This window comes from Corallococcus sp. AB038B (genome assembly GCF_003668955.1).
GTDB classification, from domain to species: domain Bacteria; phylum Myxococcota; class Myxococcia; order Myxococcales; family Myxococcaceae; genus Corallococcus; species Corallococcus exiguus.
Genome location: NZ_RAWO01000001.1, coordinates 2095451 through 2117856, shown reverse-complemented (window position 1 = coordinate 2117856; position 22406 = coordinate 2095451). Strand labels below are relative to the sequence as shown.

21 protein-coding genes and 2 pseudogenes are annotated in these 22406 nt (G+C 68.2%); 9 read left to right on the top strand and 14 right to left on the bottom strand.

The window, feature by feature from the left end:
* Positions 1-38: 38 nt before the first annotated feature.
* Entirely contained in the window at positions 39-590 is a 552-nt protein-coding gene (locus D7Y04_RS08890) for a TetR/AcrR family transcriptional regulator (protein WP_121758932.1), read from the bottom strand.
* A 106-nt stretch (positions 591-696) separates the two neighbouring features.
* On the opposite strand from D7Y04_RS08890, the gene D7Y04_RS08885 reads away from it, so the two are divergent.
* Complete coding sequence (locus D7Y04_RS08885; protein WP_120593457.1) at positions 697-1611, top strand: NmrA family NAD(P)-binding protein; 915 nt, start codon at positions 697-699, stop codon at positions 1609-1611.
* Positions 1612-1780: 169 nt separating this feature from the next.
* Positions 1781-3049, top strand: coding sequence for an SBBP repeat-containing protein (locus D7Y04_RS08880; protein ID WP_233601319.1), 1269 nt, complete (start codon positions 1781-1783; stop codon positions 3047-3049).
* Between the two features lie 68 nt (positions 3050-3117).
* On the opposite strand, the gene D7Y04_RS08875 is transcribed toward D7Y04_RS08880, so the two are convergent.
* Both D7Y04_RS08875 and D7Y04_RS08870 read right to left on the bottom strand, forming a co-directional pair.
* The gene (locus D7Y04_RS08875; RefSeq protein ID WP_121758930.1) at positions 3118-4140 is read right to left on the bottom strand and encodes a deoxyhypusine synthase family protein; all 1023 of its coding nucleotides are present in this window, start codon (positions 4138-4140) and stop codon (positions 3118-3120) included.
* 150 nt (positions 4141-4290) lie between these two features.
* Positions 4291-5184 carry a helix-turn-helix transcriptional regulator gene (locus tag D7Y04_RS08870; protein WP_233601318.1) on the bottom strand — a complete coding sequence of 298 codons (894 nt, stop codon included), beginning with the start codon at positions 5182-5184 and terminating at the stop codon, positions 4291-4293.
* 110 nt (positions 5185-5294) lie between these two features.
* Between D7Y04_RS08870 and D7Y04_RS08865 the strand changes: the two genes are divergently transcribed.
* The 3 genes from D7Y04_RS08865 (at position 5295) to D7Y04_RS08855 (ending at position 7614) form a co-directional block, all read left to right on the top strand.
* Positions 5295-6044, top strand: a complete 750-nt coding sequence (locus tag D7Y04_RS08865; protein ID WP_158627468.1) for a siderophore-interacting protein — start codon at positions 5295-5297, stop codon at positions 6042-6044.
* A 52-nt stretch (positions 6045-6096) separates the two neighbouring features.
* Complete coding sequence (locus tag D7Y04_RS08860; protein ID WP_233601317.1) at positions 6097-6732, top strand: O-methyltransferase; 636 nt, start codon at positions 6097-6099, stop codon at positions 6730-6732.
* Positions 6733-6861: 129 nt separating this feature from the next.
* Positions 6862-7614 carry a hypothetical protein gene (locus tag D7Y04_RS08855; protein ID WP_147454405.1) on the top strand — a complete coding sequence of 251 codons (753 nt, stop codon included), beginning with the start codon at positions 6862-6864 and terminating at the stop codon, positions 7612-7614.
* 218 nt (positions 7615-7832) lie between these two features.
* Here the strand turns inward: D7Y04_RS08855 and D7Y04_RS45515 are convergent, their stop codons facing one another.
* Positions 7833-7976, bottom strand: a complete 144-nt coding sequence (locus D7Y04_RS45515; protein ID WP_158624318.1) for a hypothetical protein — start codon at positions 7974-7976, stop codon at positions 7833-7835.
* 230 nt (positions 7977-8206) lie between these two features.
* Positions 8207-9406 carry a hypothetical protein gene (locus D7Y04_RS08845; RefSeq protein WP_199749631.1) on the bottom strand — a complete coding sequence of 400 codons (1200 nt, stop codon included), beginning with the start codon at positions 9404-9406 and terminating at the stop codon, positions 8207-8209.
* A 246-nt stretch (positions 9407-9652) separates the two neighbouring features.
* Here D7Y04_RS08845 and D7Y04_RS08835 point away from each other — a divergent pair, with 246 nt between their 5' ends.
* Positions 9653-10558, top strand: a complete 906-nt coding sequence (locus D7Y04_RS08835) for an SMI1/KNR4 family protein (protein WP_121758927.1) — start codon at positions 9653-9655, stop codon at positions 10556-10558.
* 22 nt (positions 10559-10580) lie between these two features.
* Here the strand turns inward: D7Y04_RS08835 and D7Y04_RS08830 are convergent, their stop codons facing one another.
* Complete coding sequence (locus D7Y04_RS08830; RefSeq protein WP_121758926.1) at positions 10581-12428, bottom strand: M48 family metallopeptidase; 1848 nt, start codon at positions 12426-12428, stop codon at positions 10581-10583.
* A 192-nt stretch (positions 12429-12620) separates the two neighbouring features.
* Between D7Y04_RS08830 and D7Y04_RS08825 the strand changes: the two genes are divergently transcribed.
* A complete protein-coding gene (locus tag D7Y04_RS08825) occupies positions 12621-14051 on the top strand; it encodes an SH3 domain-containing protein (RefSeq protein WP_233601316.1) in 1431 nt (476 codons plus the stop codon).
* A gap of 18 nt (positions 14052-14069) precedes the next feature.
* Here the strand turns inward: D7Y04_RS08825 and D7Y04_RS08820 are convergent.
* Positions 14070-14333 (bottom strand): annotated as a pseudogene (locus D7Y04_RS08820) (transposase); the annotation flags it as partial.
* Positions 14334-14404: 71 nt separating this feature from the next.
* Between D7Y04_RS08820 and D7Y04_RS08815 the strand changes: the two are divergent.
* Positions 14405-16324: a bifunctional UDP-sugar hydrolase/5'-nucleotidase gene (locus D7Y04_RS08815; RefSeq protein WP_121758924.1), complete on the top strand. Its 1920-nt coding sequence runs from the start codon at positions 14405-14407 to the stop codon at positions 16322-16324.
* An 18-nt stretch (positions 16325-16342) separates the two neighbouring features.
* On the opposite strand, the pseudogene D7Y04_RS45510 reads toward D7Y04_RS08815, so the two are convergent.
* The 7 genes and pseudogenes from D7Y04_RS45510 to D7Y04_RS08785 form a co-directional block, all read right to left on the bottom strand.
* A pseudogene (locus D7Y04_RS45510) lies at positions 16343-16860 on the bottom strand (transposase); the annotation flags it as partial.
* A gap of 89 nt (positions 16861-16949) precedes the next feature.
* Positions 16950-17396, bottom strand: a complete 447-nt coding sequence (locus tag D7Y04_RS08810) for a hypothetical protein (protein ID WP_121758923.1) — start codon at positions 17394-17396, stop codon at positions 16950-16952.
* A gap of 11 nt (positions 17397-17407) precedes the next feature.
* The gene (locus D7Y04_RS08805; RefSeq protein WP_120593470.1) at positions 17408-17902 is read right to left on the bottom strand and encodes a hypothetical protein; all 495 of its coding nucleotides are present in this window, start codon (positions 17900-17902) and stop codon (positions 17408-17410) included.
* A gap of 51 nt (positions 17903-17953) precedes the next feature.
* Entirely contained in the window at positions 17954-18385 is a 432-nt protein-coding gene (locus D7Y04_RS08800) for a DUF1801 domain-containing protein (RefSeq protein WP_120593471.1), read from the bottom strand.
* A complete protein-coding gene (locus tag D7Y04_RS08795; RefSeq protein ID WP_121759322.1) occupies positions 18382-18798 on the bottom strand; it encodes a DoxX family protein in 417 nt (138 codons plus the stop codon). The genes D7Y04_RS08800 and D7Y04_RS08795 overlap by 4 nt, the downstream gene beginning before the upstream one ends.
* A gap of 11 nt (positions 18799-18809) precedes the next feature.
* Entirely contained in the window at positions 18810-19376 is a 567-nt protein-coding gene (locus tag D7Y04_RS08790; RefSeq protein WP_121758922.1) for an SRPBCC family protein, read from the bottom strand.
* Complete coding sequence (locus tag D7Y04_RS08785) at positions 19373-19711, bottom strand: helix-turn-helix transcriptional regulator (RefSeq protein ID WP_121758921.1); 339 nt, start codon at positions 19709-19711, stop codon at positions 19373-19375. The genes D7Y04_RS08790 and D7Y04_RS08785 overlap by 4 nt, the downstream gene beginning before the upstream one ends.
* A gap of 192 nt (positions 19712-19903) precedes the next feature.
* Here D7Y04_RS08785 and D7Y04_RS08780 point away from each other — a divergent pair, with 192 nt between their 5' ends.
* Positions 19904-22405 (top strand): hypothetical protein, encoded by a 2502-nt coding sequence (locus D7Y04_RS08780; protein ID WP_147477064.1) that lies wholly within the window; start codon positions 19904-19906, stop codon positions 22403-22405.
* Position 22406 lies beyond the last annotated feature (1 nt).

Sequence of the window (22406 nt, the reverse complement as noted above, 5' to 3'; positions counted from 1 at the left end):
TGCCTGCTCCCCCGGAACCCGCTCCCCCTCGACCGCGCTCAGCGCCGGATGCCGGTCAGCGCGAGGCGCAGCACCCGGCGCGCGGTGTTCGGATCATTCTCGTTCGCGACGGCGATCGCGTTCGCCAGCATCATCAGGTCCTCCGCCGTGGCGCCCGCTTGAAGCGCACCGACGGATGACGCCCGCGCCACCAGGACCTTCAGCACTTTGAGCAGCATGTCGGTGCAGCAGATGTCTTCGGCGGACAGGCCATCCGGGCCGGCCAGCAGCGCGGCGGCGAGCCCGCGGTGGGTCGCGGTGTAGACCGTCACCTCCTCGAGCCAGTCCGCCAGCTCGGCGGCGGGCGCCTTGCCCGGTTGCGCGGCGGCCCGCGCACAGAGCTGCGCGACGCCGTCGCGGAAGACCACCTCCAGCAGCGCCTGCCGCGACGGGAAATGCCGGTGCAGGGTCGCCGAACCGACCCCCGCCTTCCGAGCGATCTCCTCGAGCGACACCTGCGCGCCCTCCTTGGCGACGAGCTCCGCGGCGACCGCGACAATCCGCTCCCTGTTGCGTTGCCCGTCCGCGCGCAACCGCTTCACCTGCTCCACGGCGAACTCCTCCTCACGAGACCCTTCTCTTTGACAAACGGGGGGCCCCTCCGTATTTAACACGAACAATAAACGGTGGGGTCCCCCACTTACAAAGGAGCCGCCGATGCGCAGCAACGCGTCCGTTCTCGTCACCGCCGCCACAGGACGCCAGGGGGGCGCCACCGCCCGGGCATTGCTGGCCGAGGGCCGCACGAAAGTGCGCGTCCTGGTGCGCAATCCGGAGGCGGCGAACGCCAGGGCCCTCGCGGCGGCTGGCGCGGAGGTGGTCGTCGGGGACCTGGATGATCCAGCGTCGTTGCGCGCCGCCTGTGCCGGGACGCGGGCGGTCTTCTCGATGCAGTCCCCCATCGTCTCCGCGACCGGCATCGACTTCAGCAAGGAGCGCCAGCAAGGGAAGAACCTCGTCGAGGCCGCGCTTGCCGAGGGCGTCGAGACCTTCGTGCACACCGCGACGACCGGCGTCGGCGCCCACCGCAACGTCGAAGGCTGGGCGGAGGGGCGCTGGAAGTTCCACGAGGAGTACTGGGAGAACAAGCTCGCCACGTGCGACCTCGTCCGCACCGCGGGCTTCAAGCACTGGACCATCCTCCTGCCCGCCACCTTCATGGACCACGCGATGTTGGATCCCTCCGGCTTCGTCGACGGGCGCCGATTGCTCACGGTGGTCAAGGCCGACAAGCCCATCGGTCTCATCGCCCCCGAGGACATCGGCAAGGCAGCCGCGGCGGCGATCAACGAGCCCGCGAAGTTCCAGGGAGTGACGCTGGAGCTCGCGGGGGACCTGCTCACGCTTCCTCAAATCGCCGAGGTCCTCTCACGCGTCGACGGCAAGGAGTACGTGGTCCAGTCCTCCACGATCGAAGAGGCCGTCGCGGCCGGCCTGCATCCCGGCGTGGCTCAAGGCATGACGTACATGAACGTCGCCCCGGTGCTGGCTCGGCCTGAAATCGCGCGCTCCTACGGCCTTTCACCCATGAGCTTCGAGGCCTGGGCGCGGCTGCGTCGTGAAATGACATGACGCGTCCATGTGTCACGGTCGTGTTCAAGCCAGACACTGTCGCATGTGTGTCTTTAATTACCCATCTTCCGCGCGCCCGTTTCTCGTGGTCTTGCAAGAGTGCCGTGACGTCAGATCTCCCTCCCTGACGCCGCGGTGCTGTTCCCCCCACTGAGAAATGGAGTTCGTGATGAAACACCTTCTCTTGAGCATGTTTGGGTTCGCGGGCGTTATCGGCGCCGCGGGCATCCCCTCCGTCGCAGCGGCCCAGGTTCCGTCCCCCTCCTGGGTGGCCCAGCTCGGCGCCAACCTGGATGAGCAGGCCAACGCCGTGGCCGTGGCAGGCGCGAGCGTCTACGTGGTGGGTCAGACGACCAGCCAGCTCGGCTCCGACCCGAAGGCCGGCGGTCAGGACGCGTTCATTGCCCGGTACGACACCGCCGGCAACCTCCAGTGGGTCCACCAGCTCGGCACCACCGGGGCGGACCGAGCCACCGCCGTGGCCACTGACGCGGATGGCAACGCGTATGTGGCTGGAACCACCTTCGGTGGCTTCGACTTCTACAGCAACGCGGGCGGCATCGACTTCTTCATCGCCAAGTATGACGCAGCCGGCAACCGCCTGTGGTTGCGCCAGAACGGCACGCAGATGGATGACTTCGCCACCGGCATCGCCATTGGCGCGGACGACACCCTCTACTTCACCGGTTACACCGGCGGCAGCTTCGCCAACGGCGGCAACCCCAACAACTACGACATCATCGCCGGGCTCTATGACACGGCGGGCAACCCGTACTGGCTCCAGCAGTTCGGCAGCTCCGACAGCGACATGGCGCGCGGCATCGCCGTCACGCCCACCCACGAGGTCTACATCGTCGGGAACACCTACGGCAGCCTCGACGGCACCACCCCGGCGCTGAGCAGCGACATCTTCCTGCTCAAGCTCAACATCCTGGGCGCCCAGCAGTGGGTCCGGCAGATTGACGCGGGCGACCTGGATGACGGCAAGAGCGTCGCCGTGGGCCCCGATGGCGGCGTCTACATTGTTGGTGAAACGTTCGGCAGCCTGGACGGCAACACCAACAACGGCACCATCGACGTGCTGCTCGCCCGCTACGACAGCGCCGGCAACCGCGACTGGAGCCGCATGCTCGGAGGTGGGCAGCCCGACTACGCGTTCGGCGTCGCCGTCTCCTCGACCAACGTCGTGCAGGTGGTCGGCTACACGGGCGGGCTCGCCGGCATCCCGTATGCGGGCGCCTCCGATGCCTTCCTCACCCGTTACGACGCGCTCGGCACGAAGCTGGGCAGCCAGACCCTGGGCACCTCGCGCCAGGACGTCGCCCGCGGCGTGGCCGTGGACGCTTCCGGCAACGCCTACGTCGCGGGACAGACGGGCGGAAGCCTTGGCGGCAATACCAGCGCCGGCAACAACGACGCCTTCCTCGCCCGCTTCTGAGCAAGGCCTCTGACGAAAGCCCGGCAGGGCCCGAACACGTTCCGGGCCCTGCCGCGGTTCGCGCGTGACTAGCCCCGGTGCTTCGCGATGAGCGCGTTCGCCGCTTCCGGATGGCCCTGGCACTCCAGCAGCGCGCGGAGCATCAGCGGGACGACGATGGTGGCGTCCGACTCGATGACGAACATCGGCGTCGTCTCCGTCAGCTTGTCCCAGGTGATCTTCTCGTTGGGCGTCGCGCCCGAGTACGAGCCGTAGGACGTCGTCGAGTCGCTGATCTGGCAGAAGTAGGCCCACGGCTTCACGGGCTTCTGCATGTCGTACTTCGTCGACGGCACGACGCAGATGGGGAAGTCACCGGCGATGCCGCCGCCAATCTGGAAGAAGCCCACGCCCTTGCCCGCGGACAGCTCCTCGTAGCGGTCGTAGAAGTCGGCCATGTACTCGATGCCAGACTTGGCGATGCTCGCGTTGCAGTCGCCCGTCTTCACGTAGGACGCGAAGATGTTCCCGAACGTCGAGTCCTCGTAGCCCGGGACGACGATGGGCAGCTTGCGCTTCGCCGCCTCCATCAGCCAGCAGGCCTCCGGGTCACCCTCGTATGCCGCAGGCTCCAGCACCTGGATGAGTTCGTAGAAGTACTCATGCCAGAAGCGGCGCTCGCCCTTCGCGGAGGCATTCTTCCACATGGGGACGACAATCTTCTCCACCGCCCGGAACGCCTCGTCCTCGGGGATGCTCGTGTCGGTGACCCGGCGCATCCGCTGCTCGAGGATTTTCGTGTCGTCCTGCTTGGTGAAGTAGCGGTACTCGGGGAAGTCCTTGTACGCCGTGTGCGCGACGAGCCGGAAGAGCGACTCCTCCAGGTTGGCGCCCGTCACCGACAGGCCGTGAATCAGTCCCGAGCGGATGGAGGGCGCGAGCGTGATGCCAAGCTGCGCGGACGACATCGCGCCCGCGACGCTCCAGAACATCCGGCCACCGCTCGACACATGCTCCCAGTAGGACAGGAGCGCGTCGCGCGTCGCGCGGGCGTTGAAGTTCTTGTAGTTCGTGAGGATGAACTCGAGGACGGGCAGTTCGGACGTGGACATGGGGGCCTCCAGAAACAACGGGGTCATGACCCGGGAGGCGCCAGCCGACGGAATGCCACCCGAGGACACCCTACGGTCGCGACGAAACGTCGCACCGCCATCGGAGCGTCAAGTGGCTGCCGGGCAGGTACCACGGAAGGGGGCTTGCGGCTATCGCTTCCCCACCGGCGTGGCCAGGCGGTTCGCCATGTACCGCGCGGGCGACGTTCCGAGCGCCTTGCGGAACATGGTCACGAAGCTGCTCGCGTTCTCGTAGCCCAGGTCCAGCGCCACGTTCTGCACGGTCGCGTCCCGGGAGAGCTTCTGGATGGCCAGGATGATGTGGAGCTGCTGGCGCCAGCGGCCGAAGCTCAAGCCCGTCTCCTCGACGAGAACGCGGTTCAAGGTGCGCTCGCTGACGCCGATCCGCTTCGCCCACGTCTTCGTCGTCACGCCAATCGCCGGCTCGGCGGCCATCGCGTCCACCAGACGCCGGAGCCGGGGGTCGCTCGGCATCGGCAGGCGGTGCTTCTCAATGGAGACCGTCGCCAGCTCGTCGAGGAGCACGGTCACCAGACGCGCGTCCGGCCCCTTGAGGTCGTAGAGCGCGGGGCGCGTCGCCAGGCGCAGCAGGAGTTCGCGGAAGAGCGGCGTCACCGACACCGCGCAGCAATCCTTCGGAAGGTTCGGCGCCGAGCGCGGATTGAGGAAGACACTGTAGCCTTCGAGCGGCGCGCGACCCCGGATCCGGTGCGTCACGCCTCCGGGGATCCACAGCGCGGATTGCGGCGGGACAATCCAGAGGGCGTTCGACGCCTCGCAGATCATCTCTCCGCGCACCAGGTACATGAGCTGCGATTCGCGGTGCTCGTGGGGTTCGCTCTCGATCCCACCGCTCGCCATGCGGATCCCGATCGCGTTCGCCGGCCGCTCGACCGCGGTCTTCAAGCGTCCACGCGCATCAAGCGTGAACCGGCTCCCGAGCGACTCGAGCGACGCCACCGCACCAGGAGGCCCGTTCGCCACCTGGACGTCTCCGCTGAACGTCCAGCTCGTCGGATCCACGGGCCGTGTCGCCTTCGATTTCCGCCGCTTCGCCGCCATGACCGTTTTGATAAACAAATTGTCCTGATTGCGCAATGTGGCCAGGGACGCGACTCCCTATGGTCTCCCGCATGCCGTCGCAATCCACCGCGCCTTCGGGCGTCGTCGAGTCCATGTTCCATCGCCTCGTCTCGCGCCGCGCCAGGGTTCGCGAAGTCGAGTCCGTGGGCGAGGCGTTCCGCCTCGTGACGATCGAGGGAGAAGACCTTGAAGACCGCCGCTGGACACCCGGCGACATGATCCAGATCGGCTTCGCCGGCCTGGCCGGGCGGGCCTACACGCCGCTCTCCTTCGAGCCGCGAACCGGCACCGCCACGTTTCTCGGTTTCGTTCATGGCCAGGGCATCGCGTCGAACTGGCTCGCGTCGGCGACCACTGGAGAGCCGCTCTTCCTCGTGGGCCCGCGTTCGGCGCTGGACCTCGCCTCCGTCGGCCGGCCGTTGTTCTTCTTCGGCGACGAAACCTCGTTCAGCACCGCGGCCGCGCTTCGAGCGACTCCAGAGGGAATCCAGGAGGTGGCGTTCTCGTTCGAGGTGGAATCCACCGAAGCCTCGCGCATCGCACTCGACCGGATTGGCGTCACCACCGGCGTGACGCTGACCGTGCGCGAGCCGGAGGGTCGTCACCTCGATCGCATCGAGAACGAACTCATGCGCGCGCTGCTCGCCGAACCGCGGACCCGGTGTGTCTTCACCGGGAAGGCTCCGTCAATCCAGCGCCTCTACAAGGCGGTGCGACGAGCAGGCATCTCCGCGAAGCAGGTCACCAACGTCGCCTATTGGGCGCCAGGCCGAAAGGGATTCTCCGGTGTTCAGCGCTAATGACCATGACAGGGGTCCCCTGTCCGTCCTGCCCGACGAACGGGTGCGCGCCGTGCTGCGGCGACTCCACGGCGAGGCCGAACGGCAGATGCCGGGCGTCCTCCTCCACCTCCTGCCACAGCTGCCGCAGATGCTCCTCGGCCGCCCCATCGACAAGCCGGGCACCGAGCACGCCTTCGCGGACAAGTACCTCGCGATCGAGCGCGCCCAGGGCGCCTTCTGCTACCTGACGGCGCGGGCGCTCCGCGCCAGGACCGTCGTCGAGTTCGGCACGTCCTTTGGTGTCTCCACGCTGTGGCTGGCGGCGGCGGTGCGCGACAACGGCGGCGGCCGAGTCATCGGCACCGAACTCCTGCCGGAGAAGGCGCGATGTGCGCAGGCGAACCTGGAGGAGGCGGGGCTCGCGTCCTTCGCGGAGATTCGCGTGGGTGACGCGACGGAGACGCTGCGGGCGGACCTCGGCGAGGTGGACTTCATGCTCAACGATGGGTTCCCCGTGCGGGCGCTCGACGTGCTCAAGCTCGTCGCCCCGGCCCTGCGTCCGGGCGCCGTGGTGGTGACCGACAACGTCGGCGTCTTCAAGGCCGACTATCGAGACTACGTCACCTGGGTGCGCGACCCGCGCCACGGTTTCGCGTCGATGACCATCCCCTTCCGCTCGGGCACCGAGTACTCGGTCCGGAAGTAGGCGCGGCCAGGCCTGTGCGTATCCAGCCACACCTGAGGCTGCTCACCCGCGGGAAAGCGCCTGGAATCGGGACCTTTCCTCGAACATGCCGTCCGTAATGCTGGCATGCACCCTGCTTCGTTCCCGGGCATGTCTCAGCACACGACGCGGCGAGAGCTCCTGCTCCAAGCACTGACGGGCTATGCCCTGATCCCCATGCTCCTGCGGCAGGATGCACTCGCGGGGCCCGTGCGCAAGGAGGCCCAGGCCTGGCTCTCCCGCACCCATCAACTCTGTTCGGAGGTCCATGACCGGAAGCTCGAGCCACGGGAATGGCAGCAGCAGGTCGAGTCGCTCTTTGCCCGGGTCCCCCTCTCCGAGCTGGTTCGGGCCATCGACGCCGACCGCCTGAAGCCGGGCCTCGAGTTGCCGGATGACCGGGCCGGTGCGACGTCCGCGCCCTTGCCCAGGGTCGAAGGGTTGCCGCGCGTCTTCGGCACGAAGCTCTTCGGGCTGGCACAAGGCCGGGCCATCGTGCCTCACGGACATCAGAACATGGTGTCCATGCACGTGGTGCTCGCCGGAGAGTTCCACCTGCGCCACTTCGAACGCGTCGAAAGTCAGCCCAAGCACCTGGTGCTGCGTCCGAGCATCGACCGCGTGTCCGGACCCGGAGATCTTTCAAGCATCTCGGACCAACACGACAACGTGCATGGGTTGGTGGCCACGAAGGGCCCCGCCTACACCTTCGACCTCATCGTCGACCGGCTCGACCCGGCACTCGGCTTCGCCTGGAAGCTCGACTATGTGGACGTCGACGGAGCAGAGCCCCTCGCGGGTGGACTGCTGCGGGCACGCCGAATTGAATTTGACGAGGCCGTGCGCCGCTACGGCAAGACCTGACTTCGCAGCGTGTCATTTGCACGCACCCATCAAAATACATCCACACTCAACATCCTGAACACCAAACAAAGCCAGACTCCGGAGTCTTGGATTGCGGGACACACTGGGAGTACCATCCCAGCCGCCTCTCAACCCAAGGAGCATCAGATGCTGCGGACGCTTGTTTCCGGAGTTGCCCTGAGTTTTGCCTTCGTGGTGGGAATGGCTGTTTCCTCCTCTCAGCTCGCCCCGAGCGAAGTGGTGCCGAACGAGGCCGTGCTCGTTTCGACCAGCCCCAGCAGCGCGGTTCCGGACGAGACCACGGACGAGTCCTCGCGTTTGCTCGGGTGCTGCACGGGTGATGGCTTGTTCTGCATCAACACGGCGGCATGTCAGGCCCGTGGGGCGGGCACCTGCGGCGCGCCCTGTAACTAGCCTTCGCCTCGGTTGATGTCGCTGGACCGGCCTGGAAGCAGGCGCTGGACGCGAGCTACGTCCAGCGCCTGTTCGGCGTCGCGTGGCGGAGTGGCGTGCGCGTCACCGCATGAAGCCTCACAGACATTGGTGTCTGGGATTGAGACCGCGCCACCCATGCCTGGGCATGGGAGGACTGTCACTCCTTGCCGAAGGCCTTGGCGAAGAGCTTCTCGATGCCCGACTTCTCGGGCTCGATGGCGATCGCGGGGGCGGGCACGCCCATCGCGGTGCCGAGGGCGGGGCGCAGGCCCGACGCGATACCCGGCTTGATGTGGTGACGCAGGTCGACCGCCACGTCCGACTTCACGTGGGTGCCCACGCCCAGGGCGGTGTTCACGTCCGCGGACTGCTTGAGGAAGCCATTCTCCAGGCCGAACTTGCCGCCCGCCTGGGCCGACGCGCCCGCCACCGCGCCGGCGGTGACCGAGCCGTGCACCCGGCCCACGTGCCCGCCCGCCGTGGCGTACGCGCCCGCCGTGGCGCCCGCGCCCACCTGCCCGGAGACCATCGCCGTGGCCGTCTTCGGGTCCAGCATGGCCACGCCTTCCGCGAAGGCGGAGGCGCCGGCCTTCGCCTCACCCTTCACGTAGCCGCCCACGTGCCGGTTGAAGTCGTGGTTCGCGCTCGCCGTGACGCCCACACCCGTCTCCGCCTTGGCCGTCAGCGCGGCGGTGTAGGCGTGCGAGCCCGTGTCGGCCGACACGCCGGCCTGGGCCTGCGCCTTGAAGCTGTTGGCCTCGCCAGTGAGCTGCGCGCTCGACACGCCCAGCCGGCCCGCGTGCGTCTTCTGCATCCCGAAGGAGGCGTTGGGACCCTGGACCTCGGCCTGGGCCGAGTAGTGGTGCACGCCACCGCCGCTGTGGCTGGTGGTGGAGGCCTGCATCGAACCCATGTTGGCGCTCAGCTTGCCGCCGCCGAAGGTGTCCTTCTGGTAGGGCGTGGCCGGCTTGTCGATGAACATCGTCTGCTTCGCGGCCGCGGGCGCCGTGAGCTTGTTGTCACCGCCGCTCACCGCCACGTCCGAGGCGCCCGAGGTCAGCTCCCAGGGGCTGTAGGAGGGCTGCCCCTCGGGAGCCGCCGCGTGCTTCGGCGGCGTCGCCGTGTTCGCGGCGTTCGTCGTCGCCGTGGGCTTGGTGGCCGTCGCCGTGGGCGGGGTCGCCGTGGCCGTCGTCGCCGTGGGCTTGGTGGCCGTCGCCGCGGGCGGGGTCGCCGTGGGCTTCGCGGCCGTCGTCGAGGCGGGGAGCGTCGACGCGCGCGCCGGGGGCTTCGGCTGGGACACCGTGGAGGTCGGGAGGCTGGAGGTGCGGGGCAGGGACGAACCGATGCGACGGGCCATGGCGGGAACCTCGGGAAGGCGTCGAAGGGGGAGCAGTACAGCGATGCCCTGCCCTACTGCACCCGGCATGCCGGGCCCATGTCGACCGGTGTGGCCCCATGCGCGCCTGTGGTTTCAACGAGTTGGCGGAAGGGGCTTCAACGGGAGGAGCCCGCGGGCTGGTGACTGCGGTCACCAGGAGGATGGCGCCAGTCACCATGGGCCCGCGCTTGCCGCCCGGTGTGATTGCCCGGAAGCTGCCTGGGCATGATCGACCCACGCTTTCCCGCCAGGCTCCTGGAAGACCTCTCCGAGCCGCGCACCATCGCCGGGCCGAGGACGCGCCTCAACCTCGACAGGTGGGGCGATGAGAGCGACGAACTGCCCCCCGGACTGGTTCCCTTCGCCAGGGATGGGGGCGGAGGCGTCTGGTACCTCGACGTCGAGGATCGGCTGAAGAAGGGCGTGGGGGCCATCTTCTACCTCCACATGAGCGAGACGTACGGCGACACCCGCTACATGGCGTCGTCCTATGACGAGCTCCTGCAACGCGTCTCCGAGGGTCTGCACCCGGATGACCTGCCGTCCTTCGATGCGCTCGCGTCGCGGCAGGCTCCGAAGGGTGTGCGCGTGCCGGGCATCGAAGGCCTGGTGGACGTCGAGCGCATCCATGCGAGCACCGGCAGACCCGCGCTCGTGACCGTGCATGACAACGCGCGCTGCGAGGGAGGCTTCGTGGCTCGGGCGGGCACGTCCGTCTACATGACCGACGCGGGCCGCATCCACTTCGTCACCCTGGCTGAACGCGCGGTCGTGGACGGCATCCCGTGCGCTGGGGACACGGTGCTCGCCCCTCATCCGATGACGGGACGCCCGCTGCGCTTCACACCGACCGAGCCCATCGTCGTCGACGGCATCCCGCTGGCCCCCTTCCACGAGGTCGTGGTCGAGGATCCCATCTACTCCTCCGGATTGTCTGGCGTGCTGGCCCGCGACCACGACGTGGAGGGGCTCCCCCTGGCCGCCGGCACCCCGGTGCATTTCCTCCACGGGAGTCTCTTCAACGGCACGTTGCGCGCCGACGCGACCGTCGCGGGGACCCTGCTTCCCGCCGGCACCTCGTTCGAGTTCGCGAACGGAGTTCTCTACCGCACCCGCCCGCCGGCGACGTGACGCCAGCGGGCGGAGCTCCTGCTCAAGCGGCCTGCGAGTCCGAGCGGTGCGCCTTCATGAACCGGTGTCGTCCCAGGTAGCGCTCGAAGGCCTCCAGCACCGCGTCCTGCGCCTTCAGCTTGCTCAAGCAGATGGCGCGCCCGCCCTTGAAGCGGCCCTCGCCGGTGACCTTCAGGTCCAGGTACTTCTTGAACATGCGGTCGGCGGTGGAGGCGGAGGCGATCCGCTCGAACTCGACGGGCTCGTCCCACTCCGAGCAGCTCACCTGCGCGTAGTCCATCCGCACCTCGTAGCCGGCCTCCTTGCCCTCGAAGACGAGCGCCGGGAAGAACTTCTCCACGTGCTGCCGCTCCTCGTCCGTGGACGGCTCGTAACGACACGCGAGCGCCAGGTCATGGGCCTGGGAGAAGCGCGCCTCGTAGGCGCCCCACAGCCGCGCCTCGATGGCCTCCGCGTCCTCGAAGGCCTCCGCCCACGAGGACTCCACGGGCTCCAGGAGCACCTGCGCCATGTCCGCGGGCTTGAGGTGGACGCCCACGTTCTCCATGCGCGCGCCGAGCGGCGGGTGTGAGTCGAACGGATGGGGCGTCACGGCGCCCTGCAGGTCGTCGTGCACCGCCTCGGACTGGGCGTATTCGGAGAAGCCGTGCGCGACCCGCTGGGAGATGCCCACCGACTGGTGCTGCTCGTCCTGGGCGAAGAGCTTCGCCTCCACGCGGTCCCGGAAGCTCGAGTACGCGCCCACCTTCACCAGCGAGCGGGCGATGTCCTGCCCCGACGTGACACCCGCCGCCAGCCTGTCCGCCGCGAGTTCGCTGGCGCGACGGCTGCGGCCCAGGGACAGCTCGAACAGACCGCGATAGGCCGCCATGAAATAGAAGACAGGGAGCGTCACGCCGCCCTCGTACAGCGTCTCCAGGTAGTGGCCGAAGTGCGAGAGCATGGGCGCCAGCCGCTTGCCGTGCCCGGTATCACCGCCCAGCAGGTGCCCCATCTCGTGCGCCAGCACGGCCTCCGCTTCGGAGCGCTCCAGCAGGCGCAGCAGGGACAGGCTCACGAAGAGCGTGCGGCCGGAGAGGATGCGCCCGTCCACGCGCACGTCGTTCTCCGTGACGAAGAAGTTGGTGTCGATGCCCGCGAGGATGTGGTCGGGCGGCGTCGTCTGGAGCCGCTCGCACAGCCGGCGCACGCAGGCCCACAGCTCCGGGGCGCGCGCTTCGGGCACCTCTTCCGCCTCCACGTCGAAGTCCATGGATGGGCGGCGGAAGATGGCCACCACCACCAGGAAGACGGCGGCCGCCGCCAGGAGGGCCATGATGCCGATGAGCTTCGGGTAGTAGCGATCGGCCCAGAGCGCGGTCACCCAGTAGGAGAGCCACACCAGCAGCACACCCTGCCCCAGCACCTGGAGCGCGCTGGTGATGCGGAGCACGAGCCAGCCCACCACGAAGCTGCCGTACTGGAAGGGACGCGAGATGAACGCAGCCAGGCCGCACAGGAGCGCGACCCCCGTGGAGGCAAGCCCGAGCGCCAGCAGGACCCAGGAGGCCAGGTACGCCCACCCGAACTGCTTCGCGTCCGAGCACGCTTCGCCCAGGCTGTTGCGGTAGCGCGCCAGGTCCTCGCTGTCGCTCGTGCAGGCCGCCGACGCGGGGACCTCGCGGTAGAAGGCGAGCGCCTCCTGGCGGTCCTCCGCGCTCAACTCCGTGTCGCGTCCAATCTGCTTCTCGATGACTTCGAACACCTGCGCGTCGAAGCGGTCGGAGGCATGACCGGAGAACCAGAGCCCGAACAGCGGCAGGGCGAAGAGCAGCAGCGCGGGCAATACGAGGCTGCGGACGAAACCAGGGGATTTGCGAGAAGAGGCCATGGGGATAGGTGACGCAGCATAGCGCGCTGCGCGCTCCGCCCCATCCCCTGCTCCGTCTCCATCGCGACATGGCCGACCTCGAAGCCATGGGGCACCTCGAGTCTCCATGAGCGCACCCCTACGAAATAGCTCCCACTGAGAGTTCGTTCTCCCGATAGGAGAGCACCCGACCCTCAAGCGGGAGCAGAACCCATGAGCCGCCTGGCCTTCCCTTCTCGTCGTACGTGGCGCATGCGAGCACTCTCGCTCGCGGTGATGGGGGCCGCAGCCAGCCTTGGCGCGTGCGCCGCGCCGTCCGCGCTCGCGGTGTCTCCGTCCGGGGTGCCGGCGGTCAGCGAAGACATGCTGTCGCCTGAGTTCTGGATCCGCCGCGCGCCGTCTCCCGATGCGGTGCTGCTCGATGCCGACCAGGTGAAGGCGAAGCGTGCACACGCGTTCGGTCCTGAGGGCGGCCTGTTCGACCTGAAGGGCATCCCAGACACGCTGACTCGGGCCCAGGTCTCCGGTTGGGTCAGGGATGCGCAGCAGACGCCCATCAAGGCGGTCATCGACGAACAGGGCCGTCCGGTGACGGAGGCGATGCTCGACGAGCTTCGCCAGAACGCCGCGGCCGAGCACATCCCCGAAACCTCCACCGCGCGCTACGGCCTCAGCGTGCGGCGCACGCACTTGCGGTCACTGCCGTCCGGTCGACTGTTCTTCGCTTCGCAGGACCTGCGCGACTACGAGAGCCTGCAGGCCGGCATCCTGTTCCCGGGTGAGCCGGTCGTCATCGCGCACCAGAGCGCGGACCAGCAATGGCTGTTCGTCCAGACGACGCAGGGGCCCGCGTGGGTCAAGCGCGGCGACATCGCGGAAGGCACGGCGGACGCGGTGTTCTCCTACGTGGCGAAGGCGCCCGGGCGCGTCGTCACGGGTGACCAGGTGCGCACGGTCTTCACTCCGGAAGCGCCGGGAGTGTCCGAGCTCGAGCTCGACATGGGGGTCGCGCTGCCACGAGCTGACGTGTCGCCCGGCGAGCCCGTCAATGGCGCCAGCAGCTATGCCTCATGGCCGGTGCAGTTGCCGGTGCGCGAGCAGGACGGCTCACTGGCCTTCCGGAGCGCCCTGCTGCGCCGGACCGCGGACACCGCGCCCGGCTATCTGCCGCTGACCCGCGCCAACATCCTCCGCCAGTCCTTCAAGTTCCTCGGCGAGCGCTACGGCTGGGGGCACCAGTTCAATGCGCGCGACTGCAGCGGCCTGACCAGCGAGGTGTACCGCAGCATGGGGCTGCTCCTCCCGCCCAACTCCGGGATGCAAGGGAAGAGCGCGGCGCTGAACCACCGCCTCTTCACGGCGCAGGACTCACACGCCGAGCGGGTGCGCGCGCTGGAACAGGCGGAGGTGGGCGACCTCGTCGTCGTCCCCGGCCATGTGCTGATGATCATCGGCCACGTGAACGGCGAGCCCTACGTCATCCAGGATGTCCCGTATGCCGTGTTCAAGGACCCGGCCACGCAGCAGGTCCGCAAGACGAAGCTCAACCAGGTGTCGGTCACCCCGCTGCTGCCGCTGTACGCCGACGACACGACCCTGTACGTGGACGCGATGACGAGCCTCGTGCACGTCACGCGGCCCTAGAGCGCCGAACAGGTCAGGTCACGCTGCGAGTTGGTAACGCGCGGCGACCTCAAGGTTTTGGACGACCGAGAGTCGCCTGAGGTCAAAGAGGTTGCGGCGCGTGCCTCTGTAACGGGCCTTCGGGCCCTGGCGGTTGGCGAGATGAGCCAGGCGATGCTCGACGCCGACACGCTCGCGGAGTTGTGCGCGGCCCGCGCGCGACGGCAGACGTGAGCGAAGGCGCTGCTGGAGCCGCTCATCGTCACCCATCGTGACGCTGCGCCCCTTGCCGGATGCGCCGTGCCGCCATGAAGTCGCGCCATCGTCCACGAACCAGAGTAGGTTCCCCCTCCCTGTTCGTTGGAGTTCCGTCGATGCCACAAGCCACACCGCGCTCGTCACTTCAGGGAGCGCGTCCCAGCGTCTTCCTGCTCGCCGGAGCGTTCGTCACCGGCATGTTCCTCTTCGCCCATGGCGGCTGCGGAGGTGACGAGTGCCAGGACGCCGCCGACTGCCGTGAAGACAAGGGGCCGCCGGCTTCGAACACGGAGTGGGTCTGCGAGGACAAGCGCTGTGAGCAGCATTCCGTCCAGGTGCCGCCCCCGGATTCCGGCACGGACGCGGGGACGCCCGACTCGGGGACGCCCGACTCGGGGATGCCCGACTCGGGGACGCCCGACGCGGGTCCCACCACGGTGAGCGTGCAGGTGCTGGCGTTCAATGACTTCCACGGACAGCTCGAGGCCCCCGCGGGCCAGATTCTGACGGGCGTGGCCCCCGATGGTGGACCGGTGCGGGTGAACGCGGGCGGCGTGACGTACTTCGCCCGGCACATCGCGGCCCTGCGGGCCACCAATCCGAACACGGTGGTGGTAGCGGCGGGAGACCTCATCGGCGCCTCCCCGCTGCTGTCGGGGCTCTTCCACGACGAGCCCACCGTCGAGGCGATGAACCTGATTGGCCTGGACCTGGTCGCGGTGGGCAACCACGAGTTCGACGAGGGCAGCACGGAGCTGTTGCGCATGCAGTCGGGCGGCTGCCACCCGGTGGATGGCTGCCTGGACGGGGATGGCTTCCCGGGCGCGAAGTTCAAGTTCCTGGCGGCCAACGTGGCCACGAGCGTGGACCGCACGCTGTTCCCCCGCTACGACGTGCGCGAGTTCGAGGGCGTGAAGGTGGCCTTCATCGGCATGACGTTGGAGAACACGCCGGAAAGCGTCATACCCACGGGCGTGGCGGGGCTCACCTTCAAGGACGAAGTGCAGACGGTGAACGCGCTGGTGCCGGAGCTGCGGCGGCAGGGCGTCGAAGCCATCATCGTGGTGGTGCACCAGGGCGGAATTCCGACCTCGGGCTCGCTGGTGAACGAATGCAAGGGCGCGGGTGCGGACGGCCTCATCTCAGGTGCCATCGTGGGCATGGCCAAGGGCCTCAACGACGCGGTGGATGTCATCGTCAGCGGCCACACGCATCAGGCCTACAACTGCGTCATCGATGGCAAGGTCGTCACGAGCGCCTCGTCGATGGGGCAGCTCGTCACGGACATCGACCTGACGTTGAGCAAGGCGACGGGCGACGTCGTGGAGGCGCGAGCGAACAACGTCATCGTCACTCGCGACGTGCAGGAGGTCGGCGCGGTGAAGGAGCTGGTGACGAAGTACCAGGAGCTCGTCACGCCGAGGGCCAACCGGGTCATCGGATGGGTGTCGCAGACGCTCAGGACACAGACGGACTCCGCGGGCCAGTCCACCCTGGGCTTCGTCATCGCGGACTCGCAGCTGGAGGCGACGAAGCCCGCGAACCTGGGTGGGGCGCAGGTGGCCTTCATGAACCCGGGCGGCGTGCGCGCGGACATCGCCCAGGGCGAGGTCACCTACGGCGAGGCCTTCACCACGCAGCCGTTCGGCAACAGCCTGGTCACCCTGACGCTGACGGGCGCGCAAATCGAGCAACTGCTGGAGCGGCAGTGGCGGCCGTCGGGAGCCACCCTCATGCTGCTTCCGTCGGCGGGCTTCACCTATGCGTTCAGCGCGTCGGCGCCCATCGGAAGCCGCGTCGACCCGGCGTCCATCCGGATCAACGGCGTGCCAGTGAGCCTGACGGCGGAGTACCGCGTCACCGCGAACAACTACCTCGCGAGTGGGGGTGATGGCTTCCCGGTGTTCGCCGAGGGGACGAACCGGCTGGGTGGCACCGTGGACAGCGACGCGCTGGAGGCATACCTGAAGGCGCACAGCAGTATGGCGAGCCCCTTGCCCGCCCCCGCGCTCAATCGCGTCACCCTGCTGCCCTAGAGCGCCGAACAGGTCAGGTCACGACGCGCGAAGGTAACGCGCGGCGACCTCGAGGTTTTGGACGACCGCGAGTCGCCTGAGGTCAAAGAGGTTGCGGCGCGTGCCTCGGTAACGGGCCTTCGGGCCCTGGCGGTTGGCGAGATGAGCCAGGCGATGTTCGACGCCGACATGCTCGCGGAGTTGTGCGCGGCCCGCGCGCGACTGCGGACGTGAGCGAAGGCGCTGCTGGAGCCGCTCATCGTGACGCTGCGCCCCCTGCCGGACGCGGCCTGGGTACAACGCGAGCGCAGCTTGCACGGCCCGCAGGCTTCCGGGTCGAAGTGCACGACGGCGCCGGGCTCGAAGGGCTCCACCTCGCCAGCAGGTCACGTGAGGGTGCCGTCGCGGATGTTCACTTTGAAGTCGCGCTTGCCGAACAGTCCGGGCTTCGCGCTGGCTCCTCGCCACGGCCGGCAGACGACGTCGCCGCCGCTCGCCAGCACGTCTTCGGTCATTGCGCTGTTGAGGTACGCCCTGTCGATGAGGAGGACGTCGGGGAAGAGGTCCTAGGTCCTGGTGGGCCATGTCTTCCCGCAGTGCACAGGGCGTCATCCCGTGGTGACACGGGCTCCCCGCCCCGATACCGCTACAGGGGACGCAGGGAGGCCCGGTCGATCTCGACGGAGTCTTCCTCGTCCTCGTCATGGCCGGACGAGGCTTCGTTGGCGCGAAAGCGCTTCCCGTCGGGCATGACGAGGAACCAGGAGGTGGCGACCGCCGGGTCGTCCGCGGGAGGCGAGACGAGGAGTTCCTCGCCGAGCAGGGCCGCGACCCGGGTGGCTACATCCACCGACGTGAGCCCCGAGGCCTCTCGGGTGCGGGAGACATCGACGTAGAGGGTCACATCCATGCGGAAGCCTTTGGACCGGAGCGCGGTCTCGACGAGCACCGCCGCATCCGAGGGGCCGTCCACGTCGAAGCGCGCCACACCTTCGGGAGGGAGACCGAGCGCGCGGCCGATGCTGTCGAAGAGGCGTCCTTCCTCCACGGCTCCCCGCGCGATGAATCCGACAACCTGTCTTTCCGGCTGCATGGCTCTCCCTCTCAACCCGCTTTGTGCGCCTTGAGCGCGGCGTTCCTGTCGCCCTGGGACGTGCCCATCTTGTCCAGGATCTCCTTGGCGCGCGGGGTGTCGTCAAACTTGTTGTAGACCCCCAATGCCTTGAAGGCCGAGCGGTTCAGCTCATGGAACCCGGTGCCACGGATGGGATACAGCGTACCATTGTCGTGGGCCCCATAGGTCCGCCCGCCAAGCGTCCAGGTCACGGTCCCCGAATCGCTGCCCTTCTTGGCCTTGCCGTCGTTGATGTCCTTCACATCCCGGCTGACATCGACCCGCGACTCGATGACGGTGTTCTTGTCCTTGGCGACGGAGGACTGGTCGACCTTGCGGATGTAGTGCCGGTCCGCGGGCCGGGACGTGGGCTTCGCGGGCTTCTCCGCCCACGCGGGCGGCGCGATGAGCAGGACACCGAGCGCCATCAGCACGGTGGCCAGGGTCAACGGGATGAAAGGCTTCGGGACAGCGGGACGAAGCATCGGAGGCGCTCCTGAGGAGGGTGATGCGACCGTCCGGTAAGCCTCTCACAGTTACTTTAGACTTGGCTTGCGCTTCGCTCGCGAGGCCTTCGGCTTGCTCTTGCCTTCGAGGTTGAGCACCACCGCGGCGCGGATGAGCGCCTTGAAGGCTGCTTCGTTGATCTTGTCGCCTTCGTGGATGTCGATGGCGCGCCGGACGTTCCCGTCGAGGCTGGAGTTGAAGAGCCCTGAAGGGTCATTCAACGCGGCGCCCTTGATGAACGTCAGCTTGACGGCGGCCTTGTACGACTCGCCTGTGCAGATGATGCCCTCGTGGGACCAGACAGGGGTCCCCATCCACTTCCACTCCTCGACGACCTCGGGAACCGCCGCGTGGATGAGCGCGCGCACCTTCGCGAGCGTCTTCCCACGCCAGTCCCCCAGGTCCTGGATCCGCTGGTCGATCAACTTGGACGCGGACTCCGTCGCGACGGCCTTCTTCATGCCCGCCCCGCCTGCAGGCTGCGCCAGGAGCCGTACGAGAGCACCCAGAGCACGCCGGTGACCGCAGCGAAGGCCCACGCCTCCGGGCCATCTCCCATCGCGAAGTGGGCGATGAGCGCCGAGACCAGATTGATGGCGAAGCCGGCGTAGGCCCACTCCTTGAGGCGTGCCGGCACCGGTGCGAGCAGCACCAGGATTCCGAGAAACTTGGCCCACGCCAGCTCCACCCGGAAGTAGCTGGGGAAGCCGAGACGGGTGAACCCCTCCGCCGCATCCCGCAGGTTCAACTGCGCGTAGGCGGTGAAGCCCATCTCCAGGCAGAAGAGCACGGTGGCGATCCAGAAGGTGATGGTCGCGGCTTTGGGGGACGTCCTGGCGGCGACGAGCGCCGGCTTCGGCAGGGTCGATTCCATGGTGTGTTCCTTCACTCCTTCGAGTTGCTGGCCTTCCAGGTGGGACTCTGGACCCCGAACTGCGCCGCGTACTCGGAGTTCAAGCGCTGCCAGTCGTACTGCATCGCATCGGGCCCCACGATGCGCCCCATGGGGTCGCCCGAGAGGAGCTGATCGAGCACGTCGAAGCAGATGTGCCAGCCCGCGGCGCCCCACGAGATGAAGCCCCGGTCGATGTTGTGCCAGAGCGTGAGCCGGGTGCCGCCGACGCCCGTCGCCTCCAGCTCCCAGCGCAGGTCCTGCTGCCCCCAGCTGTACTCGAGCAGCTTCGGCTCTTCCGCTCGCCTCACGGTGGTCTCGGCGACCATGGGCGTCGGCGCACCGACCGTGGAGAGCTTCACCGGCCCCACGCTGGCCATGTTCCGGTCCGCGTCGAACGGCGCCCATTCAGACAGGTGCGCGGGGTCGGTCAGCGCCTTCCACACCTTCGCCGGGGGATGACGCAGGTCCCGCACAAGGACGAGCGTCCACTTGTCGCCTGCCTTCTGGACACTGGCTCCGGCCGCGGGGCCGGGCGTGTACTTCGCACGGTGGCTCATCGTTTCTTTCCCTTCTTGGGTTCGGGTTCCTGGTCCATCCGGTCGAGATGGCGTTCGAGCGCGTCCACGTGGAGCGTCCAGAAGCGCCGGAATGGCGTGAGCCACTCATCGACCTCCATGAGCGGCTCCGGCCGGATGCGATAGACGCGCCGTTGAGCGTCGACGCGCGACTCCACGAAGCCGGCATCACGAAGCACGCGGAGGTGCTTGGAGACCGACGTCTGGGGCATCCGCAGCTGGTGCTCGATTTCGCCGACGGAGTGCTCCGACGACGCCAGCAGGCTGAGGATGGCCCGGCGGTTCGGCTCCGCGATGATCGCGAACGATGATTCCATGACCCGTATATGCCCACGACTTCATATGCTCGTCAAGGCATATACGACCCCTGACGGTGCCCAGGCGGGCTGCCCGGGGGACTGGCACTCAAGGAATGTGCTGCATCCAGAGCCGGCGGAAGATGAGCGCGTGGCCAAACAGCGCCGAGCCCACCAGGACCGCAGGCAGCCACACGATAGAATGGCGCCAACATGATCTCTTCGCTGCTCGTTCGGACCCTTGCCATCAGTGTGTTGCTCCTGGGCGCGGCCGGCTGCACCGGTACTGTCGGCGGTCCGGATGGCGGCGGAATCGTCGCGGACACTGACGCTGGAGTCGATGCGGGCTCCGATGCCGGCACTGACGCAGGCGTTGATGCCGGGGTCGTCTCTTGCGGTGAGCAGCCCGCGCGCCCTGCCCCGCCGACGAACCTCGCCGCGGCCAGCGTCTCCTCCTTCGAAGTCGCGCTGACGTGGGAGCCGTCGCCGGATGCGTTGGTCAAACGCTACCGAGTGCTGCGGGGCCCGGCGCTGGTCGGTCAGGTGCTTCGGCCGTCCTTCGCCCACCGTCCGGTCGTCCCGGGCGAGACGTACACGTACACCGTCACCGCGCTCACGGACGAAGGCGGCGAGAGCCTCCCGTCGAATCCGGTGACGGTGACGATCCCCGCGGCCCCGCCGGATGTGTTCTCCGCGCTGGCACCGGGACACTGGTACGAGTTTCCTGCCTCGAACCTGCGGGCCTTCTCGCTGTCCCCATCCCTGTACCCGTGGCTCGGTCTGGGCGAGGGCATCAGCGGCATCATGGACGACTGGTCGAGCGGCGGCTTCGACACCCAGCGCGACCGGCTCTACATCTCCGGCGGCGGCCACAACGGCTACTACGGCAATGAAATCTACGGCTTCGACCTCCGGACGGGCGCGTGGGTGCGCCTGACCGATCCGGATCCCGTCGGCTCCGGGCAGGAGTGCCCCGACCGTGCGCTGGGGGTCAACTGCGCCATCCACACGTACGACGGGCTCGAGTACCTGCCGCCGCCCTTCGACAGGTTCCTCGCGATTGGTTGGGATGGCTGGCCGCAGACGGCGCTCAACCTGGACACGAACCGCTGGGAGAACCACCCCGACCTTCCGCAGTTGGGGACTCGCACCGGCGCCAACAGCGCCTACGACCCCAACACGCGCGTCGTCTGGTACCACGCCGGCTCGCAGGCGCTGTCGTTCTGGGATCCTGTCACCGGCAAGTGGACGATTCGCGGCGAGGCGGATCAGCAGGGCTATTACAAGAACGCGGTCGTCGACCCTCGGCGCAAGCTCTACGTCGAGATTGGACAGGGCGTCACCGACACCACGGCCATCGACGCGCTGGGGAAGTTCGTTCCGAAGCGCGTGCGGCTCGCCACCACGGGCGCACGGGAGATCGAGGACGGGGGCAACCCTGGCGTCGACTACGATGCGGTGACCGACCGCATCGTCGCGTGGAAGGGCGGCGGGGACGTCTACTCGCTGGACCTGGACACCCGCGTCTGGACGAAGCACGCGGCGCTCAGCACGGTGGTGCCCGGTCCGGCCAACATGAACGGGACCTATGGCCGGTTCCGCTACGTGCCGAGCCTGAATGTCTTCGTGGTCGTGAACACCGTCGACACCAACGTCTTCGTGTACCGGCTCGATCCAAGGCCCGCTCGACTGTTGCGGCGCATCGATGTGACCGCGTCCACCGCGCCGGTCGAGGTGGGGATGGGTGGCAAGCTCCAGGTGACGGCGGTGTTCCAGGACGGGACCTCGGTCGCCGCCACCTCCGAAGTCACGTTCAGCTCGCTCGATCCACTGGTGGCGACCGTGGACGCGGTCGGTAGCTTCCGGGCCCTCAACCCGGGCCGGGCACGGCTGCAGGCCAGCTACACCGACCCGCTCACCCGGCGTGCGCTGGTGGGAGCGCTGGAACTCGAAGTGGTGCCGATGGCGGGCGTCGTCGTGCTCGAAGCGTTGCAGGTCCAGCCTCCACCGACGCTCAAGGTGGTTCGTGGCAGGTCCGCAGGCATCAAGGCCGTGGGCTCCTTCCATCGAGGAACCGACATCTTCACGCGCGACGTCACCTGCGAGGCCACCTGGAGCTCCGCCGCCCCGGCCGTCGCCACGGTGGCCCACGGCACGGTCCAGGGACTCTCGGAGGGCACCACGACACTCCACGCGAAGGTCGGGACGGTCGAAGCCCAGGCGGCCCTGGACGTCATTCCGAATGCGACGCTTGAGCTGATCGCCTTGAACTTCCAGCCGCCCGGAGCGCCGCTGGTGTCGGGCTGGGCGGTGGCGGACGACTCCGCCTTCGATGCGGCGCGCGGTTGGGGCTGGCAGGGCGCGGGCGGACTCCAGACCCGAGGCGATCGCAACGGCACCCAGGATCCGCGCCTCGCCAGCTTCGTGCTGACGACGGGCGCGAAGTTCCGGGTCCAGGTCCCCGATGGCCGGTACCACGTGGCGGCCTCGGTCGGAGACAACAACTTCGGCGCGGGCCTCGCGAGCGTGGAGTTCGCGGACACGGGCATCGCCTACGGCGTCGGCACGGGCAACACGGCGGGAGCCGGCATCGTCGAAGCCACGGCGGGACAAGGCCTCGTCTTCGACGTCGTGGGCGCCATCAACTGGCTCGCGGTGATGCGGGTCAACGGCCTGGACTTCAACGAGGCGCTCGCCTCGGCGAAGACCTGGTAAC

Excerpts from the sequence above, each read along its gene's own strand:
- D7Y04_RS08865 (WP_158627468.1), top strand. The coding sequence starts at position 5,295 with ATGCCGTCGCAATCCACCGCGCCTTCGGGCGTCGTCGAGTCCATGTTC.
- D7Y04_RS08810 (WP_121758923.1), bottom strand. The coding sequence starts at position 17,396 with ATGCAGCCGGAAAGACAGGTTGTCGGATTCATCGCGCGGGGAGCCGTG.
- D7Y04_RS08780 (WP_147477064.1), top strand. The coding sequence starts at position 19,904 with ATGATCTCTTCGCTGCTCGTTCGGACCCTTGCCATCAGTGTGTTGCTC.
- D7Y04_RS08885 (WP_120593457.1), top strand. The coding sequence starts at position 697 with ATGCGCAGCAACGCGTCCGTTCTCGTCACCGCCGCCACAGGACGCCAG.
- D7Y04_RS08785 (WP_121758921.1), bottom strand. The coding sequence starts at position 19,711 with ATGGAATCATCGTTCGCGATCATCGCGGAGCCGAACCGCCGGGCCATC.
- D7Y04_RS08845 (WP_199749631.1), bottom strand. The coding sequence starts at position 9,406 with ATGGCCCGTCGCATCGGTTCGTCCCTGCCCCGCACCTCCAGCCTCCCG.
- D7Y04_RS08855 (WP_147454405.1), top strand. The coding sequence starts at position 6,862 with ATGTCTCAGCACACGACGCGGCGAGAGCTCCTGCTCCAAGCACTGACG.
- D7Y04_RS08790 (WP_121758922.1), bottom strand. The coding sequence starts at position 19,376 with ATGAGCCACCGTGCGAAGTACACGCCCGGCCCCGCGGCCGGAGCCAGT.
- D7Y04_RS08800 (WP_120593471.1), bottom strand. The coding sequence starts at position 18,385 with ATGAAGAAGGCCGTCGCGACGGAGTCCGCGTCCAAGTTGATCGACCAG.
- D7Y04_RS08795 (WP_121759322.1), bottom strand. The coding sequence starts at position 18,798 with ATGGAATCGACCCTGCCGAAGCCGGCGCTCGTCGCCGCCAGGACGTCC.
- D7Y04_RS08825 (WP_233601316.1), top strand. The coding sequence starts at position 12,621 with ATGAGCCGCCTGGCCTTCCCTTCTCGTCGTACGTGGCGCATGCGAGCA.
- D7Y04_RS08835 (WP_121758927.1), top strand. The coding sequence starts at position 9,653 with ATGATCGACCCACGCTTTCCCGCCAGGCTCCTGGAAGACCTCTCCGAG.
- D7Y04_RS08830 (WP_121758926.1), bottom strand. The coding sequence starts at position 12,428 with ATGGCCTCTTCTCGCAAATCCCCTGGTTTCGTCCGCAGCCTCGTATTG.
- D7Y04_RS08880 (WP_233601319.1), top strand. The coding sequence starts at position 1,781 with ATGAAACACCTTCTCTTGAGCATGTTTGGGTTCGCGGGCGTTATCGGC.
- D7Y04_RS08815 (WP_121758924.1), top strand. The coding sequence starts at position 14,405 with ATGCCACAAGCCACACCGCGCTCGTCACTTCAGGGAGCGCGTCCCAGC.
- D7Y04_RS08875 (WP_121758930.1), bottom strand. The coding sequence starts at position 4,140 with ATGTCCACGTCCGAACTGCCCGTCCTCGAGTTCATCCTCACGAACTAC.
- D7Y04_RS08805 (WP_120593470.1), bottom strand. The coding sequence starts at position 17,902 with ATGCTTCGTCCCGCTGTCCCGAAGCCTTTCATCCCGTTGACCCTGGCC.